The sequence below is a fragment of the Methylobacterium sp. EM32 genome (genome assembly GCF_040593685.1).
Classification (GTDB): domain Bacteria; phylum Pseudomonadota; class Alphaproteobacteria; order Rhizobiales; family Beijerinckiaceae; genus Methylobacterium.
In genome coordinates this window covers 28343-43682 of the sequence record NZ_JBEXZS010000033.1, presented here as the reverse complement: position 1 = coordinate 43682, position 15340 = coordinate 28343, and the positions used below count along the sequence as shown (strand labels likewise).

General features: G+C 71.1%; 15 protein-coding genes. 4 read left to right on the top strand and 11 right to left on the bottom strand.

Annotation, left to right across the window (positions count from 1 at the left end; genetic code table 11):
- Positions 1 to 10: 10 nt before the first annotated feature.
- Together metB and ABZT49_RS05220 are read right to left on the bottom strand one after the other, a co-directional pair.
- Positions 11 to 1177: a cystathionine gamma-synthase gene (gene metB / locus ABZT49_RS05225; RefSeq protein WP_355283939.1), complete on the bottom strand. Its 1167-nt coding sequence runs from the start codon at positions 1175 to 1177 to the stop codon at positions 11 to 13.
- Between the two features lie 98 nt (positions 1178 to 1275).
- Positions 1276 to 2097 carry an NADPH-dependent oxidoreductase gene (locus tag ABZT49_RS05220; protein ID WP_355283936.1) on the bottom strand — a complete coding sequence of 274 codons (822 nt, stop codon included), beginning with the start codon at positions 2095 to 2097 and terminating at the stop codon, positions 1276 to 1278.
- Positions 2098 to 2213: 116 nt separating this feature from the next.
- Between ABZT49_RS05220 and ABZT49_RS05215 the strand changes: the two genes are divergently transcribed.
- Positions 2214 to 3560 (top strand): LLM class flavin-dependent oxidoreductase, encoded by a 1347-nt coding sequence (locus tag ABZT49_RS05215; protein ID WP_355283934.1) that lies wholly within the window; start codon positions 2214 to 2216, stop codon positions 3558 to 3560.
- 235 nt (positions 3561 to 3795) lie between these two features.
- Here ABZT49_RS05215 and ABZT49_RS05210 read toward each other — a convergent pair whose 3' ends face one another.
- The 9 genes from ABZT49_RS05210 to ABZT49_RS05170 form a co-directional block, all read right to left on the bottom strand.
- A complete protein-coding gene (locus ABZT49_RS05210; protein ID WP_355283932.1) occupies positions 3796 to 4758 on the bottom strand; it encodes a type II secretion system F family protein in 963 nt (320 codons plus the stop codon).
- A gap of 63 nt (positions 4759 to 4821) precedes the next feature.
- Complete coding sequence (locus ABZT49_RS05205) at positions 4822 to 5787, bottom strand: type II secretion system F family protein (RefSeq protein ID WP_355283930.1); 966 nt, start codon at positions 5785 to 5787, stop codon at positions 4822 to 4824.
- A 46-nt stretch (positions 5788 to 5833) separates the two neighbouring features.
- On the bottom strand, positions 5834 to 7312 hold the full coding sequence (locus tag ABZT49_RS05200) for a CpaF family protein (RefSeq protein ID WP_355283928.1): 1479 nt from the start codon (positions 7310 to 7312) through the stop codon (positions 5834 to 5836).
- 56 nt (positions 7313 to 7368) lie between these two features.
- Positions 7369 to 8613, bottom strand: coding sequence for an AAA family ATPase (locus ABZT49_RS05195; protein ID WP_355283925.1), 1245 nt, complete (start codon positions 8611 to 8613; stop codon positions 7369 to 7371).
- A 117-nt stretch (positions 8614 to 8730) separates the two neighbouring features.
- Positions 8731 to 9456, bottom strand: a complete 726-nt coding sequence (locus ABZT49_RS05190; RefSeq protein ID WP_355283922.1) for a CpaD family pilus assembly protein — start codon at positions 9454 to 9456, stop codon at positions 8731 to 8733.
- Between the two features lie 40 nt (positions 9457 to 9496).
- Complete coding sequence (locus ABZT49_RS05185; RefSeq protein WP_407943447.1) at positions 9497 to 10933, bottom strand: type II and III secretion system protein family protein; 1437 nt, start codon at positions 10931 to 10933, stop codon at positions 9497 to 9499.
- 148 nt (positions 10934 to 11081) lie between these two features.
- A complete protein-coding gene (cpaB, locus tag ABZT49_RS05180; protein WP_355283915.1) occupies positions 11082 to 11891 on the bottom strand; it encodes a Flp pilus assembly protein CpaB in 810 nt (269 codons plus the stop codon).
- A gap of 271 nt (positions 11892 to 12162) precedes the next feature.
- Positions 12163 to 12669 carry a prepilin peptidase gene (locus ABZT49_RS05175; protein ID WP_355283912.1) on the bottom strand — a complete coding sequence of 169 codons (507 nt, stop codon included), beginning with the start codon at positions 12667 to 12669 and terminating at the stop codon, positions 12163 to 12165.
- Positions 12670 to 12922: 253 nt separating this feature from the next.
- Positions 12923 to 13087 (bottom strand): Flp family type IVb pilin, encoded by a 165-nt coding sequence (locus ABZT49_RS05170; RefSeq protein WP_355283909.1) that lies wholly within the window; start codon positions 13085 to 13087, stop codon positions 12923 to 12925.
- Positions 13088 to 13399: 312 nt separating this feature from the next.
- Between ABZT49_RS05170 and ABZT49_RS05165 the strand changes: the two genes are divergently transcribed.
- From ABZT49_RS05165 to ABZT49_RS05155, 3 genes are all read left to right on the top strand, one after another.
- Entirely contained in the window at positions 13400 to 13888 is a 489-nt protein-coding gene (locus tag ABZT49_RS05165; RefSeq protein WP_355283907.1) for a pilus assembly protein N-terminal domain-containing protein, read from the top strand.
- Positions 13889 to 14112: 224 nt separating this feature from the next.
- Positions 14113 to 14622 carry a TadE family protein gene (locus ABZT49_RS05160; RefSeq protein ID WP_355283904.1) on the top strand — a complete coding sequence of 170 codons (510 nt, stop codon included), beginning with the start codon at positions 14113 to 14115 and terminating at the stop codon, positions 14620 to 14622.
- Positions 14619 to 15314: a TadE/TadG family type IV pilus assembly protein gene (locus ABZT49_RS05155; protein ID WP_355283900.1), complete on the top strand. Its 696-nt coding sequence runs from the start codon at positions 14619 to 14621 to the stop codon at positions 15312 to 15314. Before ABZT49_RS05160 ends, ABZT49_RS05155 begins: the two co-directional genes overlap by 4 nt.
- The last annotated feature ends 26 nt before the right edge of the window (positions 15315 to 15340 follow it).

The window sequence follows — 15340 nt, the reverse complement described above, 5'->3', positions numbered from 1 at the left end:
ACGCGGCTCGTCATCCGCGGGCGACCGCGTCGAGCGCTTGCGAGAGATCGCCCAACAGGTCCTCCTCCGCCTCCAGCCCGACCGAGAGCCGCACCAGCCCGTCGCCGACGCCGGCCCGCTCCCGCGCCTCCGGGTCCATCGCCGCGTGGGTCATGGTCACCGGGTGGGCGATCAGGCTCTCGACCCCGCCGAGGGACTCGGCCAGGCTGAAGACCCGGAGCGCCCCGACGAGCCGGCGCACCGCCTCGCGCCCGCCGGCGAGTTCGGCGCTCAGCATCGCCCCGAAGCCGCGTTGCTGGCCCTTGGCGACGGCGTGGCCGGGATGGCTCTCCAGGCCCGGATAATAGACGCGGGCGATCGCCGGATGCGCGTCGAGGAAGGCGGCGACGGCCGCGGCGTTGCGGCTCTGGCGCTCGATGCGGGGAAACAGCGTGCGCACGCCGCGTAAGGTGAGGTAGGCGTCGAAGGGCGAGCCGGTGACCCCGACGGTGTTGGCCCATGCGGCGAGCTCGTCCCCGAGCGCGGCGTCGGCGGCGATCACCGCGCCGCCGATCACGTCCGAATGGCCGTTGATGAACTTCGTCGTCGAGTGGACGACGAGGTCGGCCCCGAGCGCCAATGGCTGCTGCAAAGCCGGGGACAGGAAGGTGTTGTCGACGACGAACAGGGCGCCCGCCGCCTTGGCGAGCGCGGCCACGCGGCCGACATCCGTGATGCGCATCAGCGGATTGCTGGGCGTCTCGGTGAGGACGATCCGGGCGCCCTCACTGAGAGCGGCGGTCAGCGCGGCCTCGTCGGTCTGGTCGACGAAGGCGACGCGGTAATGACCCCGCGCCGCGCGCATCGACAGCAGCCGGTGGGTGCCGCCGTAACAATCGTGCGGCGCCACCAGGAGGTCGCCGGGGCGCAACGGGGACAGGGCGAGGTCGAGGGCCGCCATGCCGCTCGACACCACCACCGCGCGGGCGCCGCCCTCCAGCTTCGCCAGCGTGTCGGCGAGCTGATCGCGGGTCGGGTTGCCGAGGCGGGCATAATCGTAGGCCCGGGCCTTCTCGAACTCCGCGAAGGTGTAGGTCGTCGAGAGGTAGAGCGGCGGGGTCACCGCGCCGAAGGCCGTGTCCGTCCCGATCCCGTTCGCGGCGGCGATCGTCTCCGCCCGTCTGTGCTCGTCCGCCACCTTGCACTCTCCCACTCACGCGCCGCATCCACGTCGTTCTTTATGAAGAACGAAACGGACGATCAACGGAAAAGCGTCCGACGTGGCGGATATGAGGGTTACTTCAGCCCGAAGCCGCGGCGCTCCAGGATGCCGCGCAGGCGGTCGCGGCCGCTGAGCGAGCCGGGCCCGCGCACCCGCTCCAGCGCGGCCCCGCTCCAGCCGACTTCCGGCATGCGTTGCCCGGCCTGGAAGCCGACCATCGCGGCGTCGTAGGCCGCGATCGGGCCGCTCGCGAGGGCGGGATCGTAGCGGCCGCGATGCAGCACCACCTCCTGCGGCAGGCGCGGCTTGACGGCGGCCGGCCGCTCCGGATCGGGCCAGCCGACGCAGTGGCCGAACACCGCCAGAACGTTCGGCGGCAGGCCGAGGAGGTCGGCCACCGCCTCCGGGTCGTTGCGCAGGGCCCCGATATAGACCGAGCCGAGGCCGAGGGATTCGAGCGCCACGGTGGCGTTCTGGGCCGCCAGCGCGGCATCGACCACGCCGACCATCAGCATCTCGAGGTAGTCGAGCCCCTCCGTCGGCGCGTCCCGGTCGCGCCCGAGCGCGCCGAGGCGCGACAGGTCGGCGAGCCAGACCAGGACGAGCGGCGCCTCGACGACGTGGCGCTGGCCGCGCGCCACTTCGGACAGGCGGCGTTTGGCCGCCGGATCCTCGACCGCCACGACGCTCCAGGTCTGGAGGTTCGACGAGCTCGGCGCCGATTGCGCCGCGGCGACGAGCGCCTCCAGGGTGCCGTCGGGGAGCGGGGCGGGCCGGAACGCCCGCACCGTGCGGTGGGCGAGGAGGCCCGCGATGACCTCGTTCCAGGCAATATCGAGGGTCGTCTCCGCGCCGTAGCGCGCCCTCAGGGCGTCACCCCGTCCCGTTCCGCTCATGCGTTCCTCGCCTGTCGCCGCACCGGGCGGAGTAGTACACGGAATTCATTGACCAACGAGTGCGGCGATCCCAGATCGGGCGGCGCGGCCGCACGGGCCGGCACGGGGAGCCCGACATGGCGCGACACCGCAGGCTTCATCTCGGCGCCTTCATGCGCCCGGTCGGCATCCACACCGCCTGGTGGCGCTATCCGGGCGGGCTGCCCGACGCCAACTTCAATTTCCGCCATCTCGCCCGGTTCGCCCAGGAGCTGGAGGCGGCGAAGTTCGACGCCTTCTTCATGGCCGATCACCTCGCGGTGCTGAACATGCCGGTCGAGGCGCTCAAGCGCTCGGCCACCGTGACCTCGTTCGATCCGGCGACGCTGCTGCCGGCGCTCGCCGTGGTCACCGAGCGGATCGGGCTCGTCGCCACGGCCTCGACCACCTACGACCAGCCGTTCCACGTCGCCCGGCGCTTCGCCTCGCTCGATCACCTGAGCAACGGCCGCGCCGGCTGGAACGTGGTGACGACCTCGAACCCGGATGCCGCGAAGAATTTCGGCCTCGAGCACCATCCCGAGCACGCCGACCGCTACGACCGGGCGCACGAATTCGTCACGGTGGTGAAGGGGCTGTGGGATTCCTTCGCCGACGACGCCTTCCTGCGCGACGTCGCGAGCGGGATCTTCTTCGACCCCGACAGGATGCACGTGCTCGACCACCAGGGGCCGCACCTCTCGGTGCGCGGACCCCTCAACGTCGCCCGGCCGGTCCAGGGCTGGCCGGTGATCGTCCAGGCCGGCGCGTCCGAGGCCGGGCGCCAGCTCGCCGCCGAGACCGCCGAGGTGATCTTCGGGGCGGCCGCCGGCCTCGAGGACGGGCGGCGTTTCGCCGAGGACGTGCGCGGCCGCATGGTCGCGGCGGGCCGCGATCCCGACCACCTCAAGATCCTGCCGGCCTGTTTCGTGGTGGTCGGCGACACGGTCGAGGAGGCGCGCGAGAAGCGCGCGCATCTCGACGGCCTTGTCCACGAGGCGAGCGCCATCGCCGCCCTGTCGATCGCGCTCGGCGTCGACGCCTCGGCCTTCGATCCCGACGGGCCGCTGCCGGATATCCCGGAGAGCAACCAGTCGAAGACCGGGCGCGAGCGGGCGATCACGCTGGCGCGCCGCGAATCCTTGAGCGTCCGCCAGCTGGCGCAGCGCCTCGGCGGCTATGCCGGCCTCGCGATGGTCGGCACGCCCGAGACCATCGCCGACGAGATGCAGGCTTGGCTCGAGGCCGGGGCGAGCGACGGCTTCAACGTCATGGTCTCCGACGTGCCGCAGGGGCTCGAGGATTTCACCCGCAAGGTGGTGCCGGAGCTGCAGCGCCGCGGCCTGTTCCGCACGGAGTACGAGGGCACGACCCTGCGCGAGCATCTCGGCCTGCCGCGGCCGGAGAACCGGTTCTTTGCCGGGGCGGATGAGGCGGCGCGTTGATCTTGGCGAGCTTGCCGATTCGTCTCGACGATACCGATACCCTTCTGTTCATCCCGGGGCCGCGAAAGCGGAACCTGGGATCCATAACCGCTGACGATGCCAAACCAGGCGGAATGCGTCCCGACTTATCTTAAAGCGTCAGCGGTTATGGATCCCGGGTTCTCGCCTTTCGGCGAGCCCCGGGATGACCAGGAGGGTTTGTATCGGCTCTGCCACCTCGAACAGGTTCCGAGATTTACTTCGAGCTGAACACCTGCACCATGGCAGGGGTGAGGATCACCACGAACAGCACAGGCAGGAAGAACAGGATCATCGGCACGGTGAGCTTCGGCGGCAGGGCGGCGGCCTTCTTCTCGGCCTCGTTCATGCGCTGGTCGCGGCTCTCCTGGGCCAGCACCCGCAGGGCCTGGCCGATCGGGGTGCCGTAGCGCTCGGCCTGGATCAGCGCCGTGGTGACGTTCTTGACCGATTCGAGCCCGGTGCGGTTGGCGAGGTTCTCGTAGGCGACGCGCCGGTCGGTGAGGTAGGCCAGTTCGGCGGTGGTGAGCGCCATCTCCTCGGCCAGCGTCATGCACTGGTTGGCGATCTCGACGCCGACGCGCCGGAACGCCGCCTCGATCGCCATGCCGGATTCGACGCAGATCAGCAGGAGGTCGAGCGTGTCGGGCCAGTTGCGCTGGATCACCGCCCGGCGCTTGGAGGTCTGGTTGCGCAGGAAGACCTCCGGCGCCTTGATGCCGAGATAGACCGCCACCACCACCATCCCGAAGCGGATCAGCGCCGGCTGGTCCACCACCTCCATCACGAACAGGTAGAAGACCGACAGGACGAAGAAGGCGATCGGCATCACCAGGCGGAAGAACAGGAAGGCGATCTCGGCCTGCGGGCCGCGATAGCCCGCCATCATCAGGCTGTTCTTGGCGTTCTCGGTGCCGAGCCAGTCGTCGAGGCGCAGGCGCTCGACCACGCGCTTCATGTAGGCCTTGGGCTCCTGACGGAGGGACGCCTTCTGGTTCATGCGCTCGCGCTCGCGCAGACGGATGCGGTCGCGCTCCTTGCCCACCCCCTTGAGGCGGTGGCGGAGCCGATCGGGCTCCAGCAGCGGCTGGGCCAGGGTGAAGACCGTGGCCGCCGCCGCCACCGCCGCGAGGGCCGCGCCGAGGACGTAAGGGTCGGCCAGCTGATACAGGACCTGCACGCGCCGCCTCCTGGAGCGTCGGGGATGTCGAAAAACGTCGGCTCTCGCGACCGGGAGCCGTTCTCAGATGTCGAAGCGGATCATCTTGCTCATCACGAACACGCCGATGAGCATCCACACGGCGGAGCAGGCCAGCGCCACGTGTCCGATCGTGGTGGTCCAGAGCAGCGAGATGTAGTCGGGGCTGGTGATGTAGGCGAGGATGCCGACGACGAAGGGCAGCGAGGCGATGATCGCCGCCGAGGCCTTGGCCTCCATGCTCACCGCCTTGACCTTGTCGGCCATCTTGCGCCGGTCGCGCAGCACCCGCGAGAGATTGCCGAGCGCCTCCGACAGGTTGCCGCCGGATTTCTGCTGGATGCCGATCACGATGGCGAAGAAGTTGGCCTCAGGCACCGGCATCCGCTCGTATAGGCGCCCGACCGCGTCGCCGAGAGAGATGCCCAGCGCCTGGGCCTCGATCATCGCCCGGAACTCGCCCTTGACCGGCTCCCTCGCCTCGCGGGCGATGATGCGCAGGCAGTCGCCAACGGGGAGGCCGGAGCGGATGCCGCGCACGATCACGTCCATGGCGTTGGGCAGTTCGAGGATGAAGCGGGTCATCCGGCGCTGGCGCAGGTAGGAGAGCAGCCAGCGCGGCACACCGAGGCCCGCCGCGAAGGCGAGGCCGGCCGCCATCAGCAGGTCGCCGCTCATCAGCAGGCCGAAGACGCCGACGAAGAGGCCGCCGAGCGCACTGAACACGCAGAACTGGACCTTGGAGATCGACAGGCCGGCCTGGGTGAGCCGCAAATCGAGGCTGACGCGGCTCTTCTTCTCCTTGTCCTCGATCTCCTTCAGGCTCTTGGCCACCTGGTCGCGCCGGCTCACCGCCTGGACGCGCTCGACCGCCTGGCGCTGGCCGACCAGGGATCGCTGGCGCTTGGCGGCCCGGGCCTCGCTCGGCAGGAGCGGCACCACCACGGCGGAGGCGAGCGCCGCCGCGCTCGCCGCAAGCAGGCCCGCCGCGATCAGCGCCTCGACGTCCATCAGCCGTGCCCTCCCGCTGGAGCGGGACCCGTCGCGTCGCGGGCCGTCATGCCGTCTCCTCCACGCGAAGCTCGGCGGCGTCGAGGGCGGCGGCGAGCGCCCGGTCCTCGCCGTAGTAGCGCGCCCGCTCCCAGAAGCGCGGCCGGCCGATGCCGGTCGAACGGTGGCGGCCGATCAGCTTGCCGTTCGCATCTTCGCCGACGACGTCGTAGACGAACAGGTCCTGGGTGGTGATGACGTCGCCCTCCATCCCCATCACCTCGGTGATGTGGGTGATGCGGCGCGACCCGTCGCGCAGGCGGGCGGCCTGGACGACGACGTCGACCGATCCGGCGATCATCTCGCGCAGGGTCCTGGAGGGCAGGCTGAAGCCGCCCATCGAGATCATCGACTCGATGCGGCCCAGGCACTCGCGCGGCGAGTTGGCGTGCAGCGTGCCCATCGAGCCGTCATGGCCGGTATTCATCGCCTGGAGGAGGTCGAAGGCCTCCGGCCCGCGCACCTCGCCGACGATGATCCGCTCGGGCCGCATGCGCAGGCAGTTCTTGATCAGGTCGCGCATCGAGACCGCGCCCTGACCCTCGAGGTTCGGCGGCCGCGTCTCGAGGCGCACGACGTGCGGCTGCTGCAATTGCAGCTCGGCCGCGTCCTCGCAGGTGATGATGCGCTCGTCGTCGTCGATGTAGCGGGTGAGGCAGTTCAGCAGCGTGGTCTTGCCCGAGCCGGTGCCGCCCGAGACCACCACGTTGCAGCGCACCCGCCCGATGATCTGCAGGATCTTGGCGCCCTCGGGCGAGATCGAGCCGTAGCGCACGAGCTGGTCGAGGGTGAGCTTGTCCTTCTTGAACTTGCGGATGGTGAGCGCCGGGCCGTCGATGGCGAGCGGCGGCGCGATCACGTTGACGCGCGAGCCGTCCGGCAGGCGCGCGTCGCAGATCGGCGAGGATTCGTCGACCCGGCGGCCGACCTGGCTGACGATCCGCTGGCAGATGTTCATCAATTGCTGGTTGTCGCGAAACCGCACCGACGTCATCTGGATCTTGCCGCCGACCTCGATGTAGGTCCGGTTGGCGCCGTTCACCATCACGTCGGCGATGTCGTCGCGGGCGAGCAGGGGCTCCAGCGGCCCGTAGCCGAGCACGTCGTTGCAGATGTCGTCGAGCAATTCCTCCTGCTCGGCGATCGACATCACGACGTTCTTGAGGCCGATGATCTCGATGACGATGTCGCGGATCTCCTCCCGCGCCGCGTCCGGCTCGAGCCGGGCGAGCTGGGTGAGGTCGATCGCCTCGATCAAGGCGCCGAAGATCATGCTCTTCGTGCGGTAATACTCGTCGGAGCGGCCGTTCTCCGCCGGCACCGGGGCCTCGCGGGAGGCGGCGAGGGAGGCGTTCAGCGGGGCGGTCTCGGCCCGCCGGCCGTCCTGGAACACCGGCGCGGCCGCCTCGGCGAGAACCGGGGCGGGGCCGGCGGGGCGCGGGGCCGGCGCCTTCTGCGCCGTCGCTCCGGGTCTCCTGCCGAACATGGATCAGCGACACCTTCTCGGAAACGGTCGACGGGACCGGGCGGGATGGAGTGGGTTCACGACGCCTTGCGGCGGGCGAGCCGGGCCAGCAGCGGTTCCAGGATGTTCCCGCGGCCGCGGCGGATCTCGGCGCGGCCGGTGAGGGATCCGGCGAGCTCGCTCAAGGTCTCCGTGACCTTGGCGCCGGGCTGCACCTCGGCCAGCATCTGGCCGTTATTGGCCGCGGTGCCGAACAGGGCGGGCTCGAACGGCACCGTGGCGGCCACCGGCGCGTCGAGGGCCTTGGCGAATTCCGCCACGGCGATCTCGGGGCGCTTGGGCATCCCGACCCCGTTGAGGACGAGGCGCGGCATGCGGTCGTGAGGCCGGGCCTGGCGCAGCACCTCGAACAGGTTGCGGGCGTTGCGCAGCGAGGTGAGGTCGGGGCCGGCCACCACCACGATCTCGTCGGCGCCGATCAGCATCCGTCGGCACCAGGCCGACCAGGCGTGCGGCACGTCGAGCACGATGCAGGGCACGCTCGTCCGCAGCACGTCGATCACCCCGTCGAAGGCGCCCTCGACGAAGTCGGTCGGCCGGTCGAGGGTCGCGGGCGCAGCGAGCAGGCTCAGGTTGTCGGTGCATTTCGACAGGAGCCGGTCGACGAAGTTCGCATCGACCCGGTCGGGCGCGAACACCGCCTCGGCCACCCCCTGCGGCGGGTCCTGGTTGAAGTTGAGGCCGGCGGTGCCGAAAGCGATGTCGAGGTCGGCGATCACCGTCGCGGTGGCGTAGTCGCGGGCCACCGCCCAGGCGATGTTGTGGGCGAGCGTCGAGGCGCCGACGCCGCCCTTGGCGCCGACCACCGCGATGGTCCGCCCCAGGGGCTCGGCGGCGGGATCGCAGAACAGCTCGGAGATCGCCGCGATCACCGCGACGGGATCGATCGGCGCGATCAGGTACTCGCTCACGCCGCGGCGGATGAACTCGCGGTAGAGCACGACGTCGTTGACGTGGCCGACCACCACCACCTTGGTGCCGGAATCGCAGACCTCGGCCAGGCTGTCGAGGGCGGAGAGCGGGTTGCCCCTGGCCGCGCCGAGCTCCACCATGAGGACGTTCGGCGTCGGCGCGCCGCGATAGGCCTCGACGGCGGCGGGCGCGCCGCCCATCTGGACGCGCGTATGCGCCTTCTGCATCCGCCGGTCGCCGGCGGCCGCCTCGATCACGGCCGCGACCTCGCCGGACTCGCAGAAGGCCTGCACGGTGATGCGGGGAACCGGGGTGATGACCCGGCCGGTGGGCTCGCCCGGCTCAGACATGGCGCGGCGCTCCCCGGGAGGCGGCCCCGCGCGCGGGACGCGGTCCCTCGCCGGACCGGGTCCGCTCGGCGCCGGTGCGCCCCGTCGCGGCTGCGACTCTCGTCCGGCGCGTCGTCATCACTGCCCCACCTGGTTCTTCACGCTGGCGCGGCCATCCTGCTTCCAACTGGTTGATGGATCCTTTCCGGTGCGCAGGTCGGTCAGGTTCTGGGTCCGGATCACCGTGTCGATCCGGCCCTCCTGGCGGCCGCGCACGAGGTCGACCGGGTCGACGATCTGGCTCGCGACATTCGCCTGGGTGGCGCAGCCGAAGTTCCAGTAGGATTCGTTGCGGGCGTTGAAGCCCGGATTGGTGACGCCGAGGTCCTGCGGCCACAGCCCGCAGGACCCCGCCACCTTGGCCTGCATGCGCTGGAAGCTGAGGCGCAAGGGCGCGCTCACCGCGACGTTGGCGACGGGATAGGGCGCGACGACGATCTCCCGCGGGCCGACGCCGAAGGCGACCGCCCGGGCGCGGACCCGCTCGAGGGTGCGCTCCACCGCGCCGCCGGGCACCTGCGAGCCGCGCGGCACCTCCAGGACCAGCACGCCGCGGCCGTAGCGGCGGTACTCGGTGAGGAACGCGTCGACGTCGTCGCCCTGGCGCGGGTCGATATGCCCGGTCCCGGTCACGAACACGTCGAGGTTGCGGGGCGAGTCCGACAGGACGATCGGGTGCCGCTCGGGAACCGTCGCCGGGTAGGTCGAGCCCGTGGTCAGCCGGCGGTCGGCGGCGCAGGCCGCGAGGCCGGCCGTGGCGGCAAGAAGCGTCAGGCGGAGGGCAATGCGGGTCATCGCGGGCATGATGGTCTCGGCGGAGTCTCGGCAGCGTCTCGAAGGGCGGTCAGTCGGTGATGAAGCCGACCCGGCCGCGATAGCCGGAGCCGAGGGGCGCGCCGCCGACCGTGCCGTAGAGGCGGTTCAGGCGCCCGAGCACGATCGCCTGGCTATCGGTCGATTCGGTGAAGCCGTCGTCGGGCTTCCTGACCTGGGCCGGATCCATCGGCTTGGCGACGTAGGGGGTGACCATGATCATCAGCTCCGTCTCCTGGCGCTGGTAGTCGCGGGAGCGGAACAGGGCGCCGAGGACCGGCAGGTTGAGCAGCCCCGGCAGGCCGCTGATCGCTTGGCGGTTGCGCTGCTGGATCAGGCCCGCGATCATCATCGTCCCGCCCGAGGGCAGCTCGATCGTCGTCTCGGACTTGCGCACCGTGAGGCCCGGCACCGAGATGGTGTTGTTGCCGTTGGAGACCGGCACCGCGTTCTGCGGATCGAGCTCCGTGACGTTGGTGCCGACCCGGATCGAGATCCGGTTCTCGGACTGGACCACGGGGGTGAAGTTCAGCGCGACGCCGTAGGGCTTGTATTCGATGCCGACCGAGCAGTTCGAGGAGTTCGAGGCGAGCACCGCCGAGCAGCTCTGGCTGGTCGGGACCGGGATCTCGCCGCCGGCGGTGAAGTTCGCGGCCTCGCCGGAGATCGCCGTCAGGGTCGGCTCGGCCAGGATCCGCGACACCCCGGCCTGCTCGAAGGCGCGCAGGTTGGCCTGCAGCGAGAAGCCGTTGGAGGAGATCTTGCCGGTGATCCCGTTGCCCGCCGGGAAGGAGCCGCCGGTGAGCGGGAACGGCACGCCGTTGACGAAGTTCATCGTGCTCCAGCTGGCGTTCAGGTTGACGCCGAACTGCTTGAGCACCTGGCGCGACACCTCGACCACGGTGACGCGCAGCATCACCTGGTCCTTGCCGCGGATCGTCAGGTTGTTGATCACCGCCCCGCGGGTCGGCGCGCCTGCCCCGCCGGTGCCCACGAAGGCGTTGGCGATGTCGACGGCCTGCTGGGCCTCCGCCGCCGAGCCGACCGAGCCGGTGAGCAGCACCGAATCGCCCGCCGGCCGCACGTCGAAACGCCCGTTCGGGAGGCTGCCGGCCAGGGTCTGGCGCAGCACGTTGAGGTCGCGTCCGACCGTGACGTCGAGGGCGGCGATCTGGCGCCCGTCGCCGTCCATCACGAAGATCGAGGTGGCACCGTTCTCGATGCCGATGATGAACACCTTGCGGGTCGAGCGCACCACGGCGTTCGCCACCTTCGGGTTCGCGACGAACACCTCCTTGGCGTCCCGCGGCAGGTCGATCACCAGCGATCGGCCCATGGTGAGGTCGATGCGGCGCGACACGTCGGCCTCGTTGGGCCCGACATTCACCACCGGCGCCGGCGCGAGGCCGCCGCGCTGGACGGTCCCGCGCAGGCCCAATCCCTCGATCGCGGCGGCGGGCCCGGCCATCGGGATGGCGATCAGGGCCGAGCACAGGGCGGTGCGGAGGGCGGCGGCCGCGGCCCGCAGGACCGCCGGGGGAGGCTCGGAGTGCGTCATGGAAGAGGGCTCGCGGGGCGGGAACCGCTCGCGCGGTCGAGGCGGGACGGGCGCGGGCTCATCGGCGCGGCATCTGCTTGGTGACGCCGTAGCGCACGATCGTGACGCCGGACTCGACCTGCTGCTCCGGGGCGGCCTGGGCGACCTGCCCGGCATCGGCGAGGCTGCGCAGGGTGAGGGAGAGCTGGCCGACCTTCTGGGCCAGGGTCACGGTCTCGGCCTGGGCCGGTGTGAGCTCGAGCGTCGCAGTGTCGCCGGTGACCACCCGCTCGCCGTTGCGCTCCTGCACCGTCTGGCCGACCGCCAGGACCCGGATGTTGGTCAGGATGGTCTCGGCGGTCTGGGCGTCGCCGCCGCCGGCGCGGGCCGCGTCCTCGTCCCGGGCGATGCGCAGCACGTCGACCCGGTCGTTCGGCAGGATGAAGCCGCCGGCGGTGTTCGAGCCGCGGGCGTCGATCGAGATCGCGACGGCGCGCATCCCCGCGGGCAGGATCGCCGACAGGAAGCCGCTGCCGTTGGCCTTGATCAGCTTCTCGCGCCGGATCGGCTCGCCGGACAGGAACGGGCTGCGCACGATCGACCCCACCGTGTCCTCGAGCGCCGTCGGCGCGCTGGCGCGCTGCAGCGTGCTGTCGCTCGCCGCGCCCTTCGGCCAGGGCTGCCAGCGCAGGTCCGCCGGCTTGAGCGACTGTCCCATCGGCAGCTCGGCGGCGGCCACCAGCACCTCCGTCATCTCGATGGCGGGGGCGGGCGCGGCGACCGGCTCGGCCGGCGGCGGGGGCGGCGGCTCGCGGCCGCTCATCACGATGAAGGCCCCCGCGCCGGTCACGGCGGCGACGCTGATGAGGAGCAAGCGCGAGGACTTCATGGGGCGCCAAAGGAGAGGAAACGGCAGGGGCGGCGCGAGGGCCGCCCGTAACCGGACTCCACCATGGATTCCTCAAATTAAGGTTAATCGCCCTTAGGGTTAACGAAACGGAACCGGCCGGGCGGGCGTTCCGAAACCCCACGGTGGAACCGCGGAGCGCGACGACAACCTAAGGAGCAGGCGCGCGAACGCGCGAGAGCGGCCGGGGGGCTTCAAGCCCATCCCCCGACCGCGAATCGGGCTGGCCGTGATGCCGAAGGGACGGACGCGCTCAGCCCGCCAGCACCAGGCGCCACAGCGGCGCGGCGGGGCAGGTGACGAGGGCGGAGGCCGCGAGGGCGACGCCGTAGGGAATGCCGACGCGCTCGTATTGCAGGCGCAGGGCGAAGGGCCAGGTCGCCGCGAAGCCGGGCAGGGGATGGCCGCGCACCAGCACCAGACCCAGGGCCATCAGGCCGCCGAACATCGCGGTGGTGACGAGGTACTCGGGTACCGCCCCGATCCCGAGCCACAGGGTGGTCGCTGCCGCCAGCTTGACGTCGCCGGCTCCCATCGCGCCCAGCAGGTAGATGACGAAGCCGACCGCGAGCACCAGCGCGCCCGCACCGACATGGCTCGCGATCTCGAGCCAGCCGAGTCCGGAGGCCGGGGCCAGCACCGCGAAGGCGGCGACCAGGGCGAGGCCGATGCGGTTGGGGATCGTCATCGTCAGGATGTCGCTGACCGCCGCGTAGGCCATCAGGAACGGGAACACGACGAGGAGGCAGAGGCTGACCATGCGGGCTCGCGGGCGGGCAGGGGAGCAGGCGAGTGGGCGTGCAGGCGGGCGAGGAGCGCGGTGCCCGTCGGCCGGCTCGTCGCGAGCCGCCGCCCCGGCCGCTCCGGGGCGCGCGCGGAGGCCGGATGGTTTTTGGGGGATGCGACCCGCGCGGCGACGCGCGGACCGAGCCGCCGGGCGAAGGCCGGCTCGACGCCTCGCGCCGCGAGAAGGAGCGCGCCGACCCGCCCGGTGCGGGTCGGCCCGGCGCGTCTTACTTCAGGTTGCCGGCGATGTTGTTGAACGTGCCCGACAGGTTGCTGCCGACGGCCTTCGCCGCGACGATCACCGCGATGGCGATCAGGGTCGCGATCAGGCCGTACTCGATCGCGGTGGCGCCCGACTCGTCGCTGACGAAACGCTTCAGCTTGGTGATCATAACTCTGTTCCCGCCTGAGTGGTATCGGTTAGTCCGTCGACAATCGACTGGCGCCGATCGGGACTGATGGCAAGCTAGGCCGGGGCCGTTGAAGTTGGGTTAAAGCGGTCGCGGATCCCGGGCGGTCGAGCCGAAATCGCGGTCGTGGTTAACGAGCATGCGACGGCGGCGCGAACCGTCCGTCCCCAAGGGCAGCTATGCAGGCTTAAAGGACAGCTGTGCAGGCTTAGCGGTTTGTCAACCCATCCGACGCTTGATGGGCGGGAGCCACGACCGCGTCCGAAAGACCTCTCCACCGATGAGCCCGCGCCGATGAGCCCGCCCCGCCGTCCGAGCGTCCCGCGCGCCGCGTGCCTCGCCGCATGCCTCCTGGTCCTCGCGCTGCCGGTTGCCTCCGCGCGGGCGAGCGACACCGTCACCGTCTCGGTCGACAACGCCAAGGTGATCCGCCTGCCCGAGCGTACCGCCACGGTGATCGTCGGCAACCCGATCATCGCCGACGTGTCGTTGCAGCGGAACGGCATCGTGGTCCTGACCGGCAAGAGCTTCGGCAGCACCAACCTGATCGCCCTGGACGCGGCCGGCACGATGCTGGCCGAATCGGCGATCAGCGTGCGGGCCGGCAACCCGTCGGTGATCACGGTGCAGCGCGGGCTCGAGCGCGAATCCTATTCCTGCACGCCCGCCTGCCAGCCGGCGGTGCAGCTCGGCGACGCGCAGCGCTACTTCTCCGAGGTGAGCGGGCAGGCCGGCCAGCGCAACTCGCTGGCGACGGCCGGCGGAACGGCCCCGACGCGCTGAACGACGGCTTTGCGCATGACCGTCCAGGGGCCCGTCGCCGGCCCGTCCCGGCCCCCGCCCGCAACGCCGGTTCGGACCTGAGCCGCGCGATGCTCCACCGACCGCTCCCGCCACGGAAAGCCCCGGCGGGATTCCGGCCCCGGATCATCGCGATCCGGGCAAGGATCGCCGCGATCCAGCCTCGGATCGCCGGCTTCCCGTCCGCTCGCGAGGGGGCGACCGCGGTGGAGTTCGCGCTGATCGGGCTGCCGTTCTTCCTCCTCATCGCGGCGATCACCGAGACCGCCCTGGCGTTCTTCGCCGGTCAGGTCCTCGACAACGCCGTCTCGGGCGCGGCCCGCCAGCTCTATACCGGGCAGTTCCAGGCCGCCCGCGCGGCGGATCCGCCTCCGCCCCCCGACACCACGACCCAGCAGGTCGCCCTGCGGGCGTTCAAGGACGCGATCTGCGCCAGCCGGGTCGCGATCTTCTCCTGCAGCACCATCAAGGTCGACGTGCTGGTGCTGGCTGACGGCGCCAGCTTCACGCCGGCGAGCCCGGTCGATGCCGGGGCGCGGTCCTGGCGGAGCGACTTCGGCACCCAGTACCAGAAGCCCGGGCCGAGCCAGATCGTGGTCGTGCAGGCGGCGGCGGAGTTCCCGGTCTTCTTCGGCTTCCTCAACCCGCACACGCTGGCGAACGGCCGGCGGGTGCTCCAAAGCACCGTGGCCTTCCGCACGGAGCCGTTCCAGTGATCGCCCGTCGGGCCCCGGTCCGTCCGGGCGCCGTCCGGCCCGGGCGCGCGCGCCCGGGAGGCCTGAATCACGCGCTTGCTGGCTTTCGGTGCGGGCAGGACGGCGTCGCCGCGGTCGAGTTCGCGCTGGTGCTGCCGCTGCTGCTCCTGCTCTATTTCGGCACGACCGATCTCGCCGGCTACATCACCAATTACCGCAAGGTGACGCTGGCGGCCCGCACCATGGCCGACCTGGTGGCGCGGGAGGGCGGCGACATCCCGGCGAGCCAGTTCGCTCTCATCGTCAAGGCCGGACGGGCGGTGCTGGCCCCCTATGACGGCACCGGCGCGCGGGTCGCCGCCAAGGCGGTCGGGATCTACGATGCGGGCGGGCGGGCCAAGGTCTGCTCCTACGCGGTGGATGCCGGCAACGCCGCCGTGCCGGGACCCACCCGCCCGACCGACGTGCCGCCGGTGCCGGACGTCTTCAAGAGCGCGGGCGCCCGCTACGTCGTCGTCGAGCTGTCCATGGCCTACCGGCCGGTCTTCGCCGCCAGCTTCGCCCGGCGGTTCAACCTCGGCACCCTGACCGAGACCGTGATCTGGCCGGTGCGCAACGGCAAGGTCTACAACCCCTCGATTACCTCCAGCCCGGAGGTGGTGCTGCCGACCGTCGTCTCAAACAGCAACGGCGGGGCCTGCCCGAGCATGTAGGGCGTGTTTCGATGAAGCGGCCTCCG

Bases quoted from the DNA above. Each gene is read 5' to 3' on its own strand.
- ABZT49_RS05220 (WP_355283936.1), bottom strand. From the start codon at position 2,097: ATGAGCGGAACGGGACGGGGTGACGCCCTGAGGGCGCGCTACGGCGCG.
- ABZT49_RS05165 (WP_355283907.1), top strand. From the start codon at position 13,400: ATGAGCCCGCCCCGCCGTCCGAGCGTCCCGCGCGCCGCGTGCCTCGCC.
- ABZT49_RS05175 (WP_355283912.1), bottom strand. From the start codon at position 12,669: ATGGTCAGCCTCTGCCTCCTCGTCGTGTTCCCGTTCCTGATGGCCTAC.
- cpaB (WP_355283915.1), bottom strand. From the start codon at position 11,891: ATGAAGTCCTCGCGCTTGCTCCTCATCAGCGTCGCCGCCGTGACCGGC.
- ABZT49_RS05190 (WP_355283922.1), bottom strand. From the start codon at position 9,456: ATGCCCGCGATGACCCGCATTGCCCTCCGCCTGACGCTTCTTGCCGCC.
- ABZT49_RS05200 (WP_355283928.1), bottom strand. From the start codon at position 7,312: ATGTTCGGCAGGAGACCCGGAGCGACGGCGCAGAAGGCGCCGGCCCCG.
- ABZT49_RS05170 (WP_355283909.1), bottom strand. From the start codon at position 13,087: ATGATCACCAAGCTGAAGCGTTTCGTCAGCGACGAGTCGGGCGCCACC.
- ABZT49_RS05185 (WP_407943447.1), bottom strand. From the start codon at position 10,933: ATGGCCGGGCCCGCCGCCGCGATCGAGGGATTGGGCCTGCGCGGGACC.
- ABZT49_RS05205 (WP_355283930.1), bottom strand. From the start codon at position 5,787: ATGGACGTCGAGGCGCTGATCGCGGCGGGCCTGCTTGCGGCGAGCGCG.
- ABZT49_RS05215 (WP_355283934.1), top strand. From the start codon at position 2,214: ATGGCGCGACACCGCAGGCTTCATCTCGGCGCCTTCATGCGCCCGGTC.
- ABZT49_RS05195 (WP_355283925.1), bottom strand. From the start codon at position 8,613: ATGTCTGAGCCGGGCGAGCCCACCGGCCGGGTCATCACCCCGGTTCCC.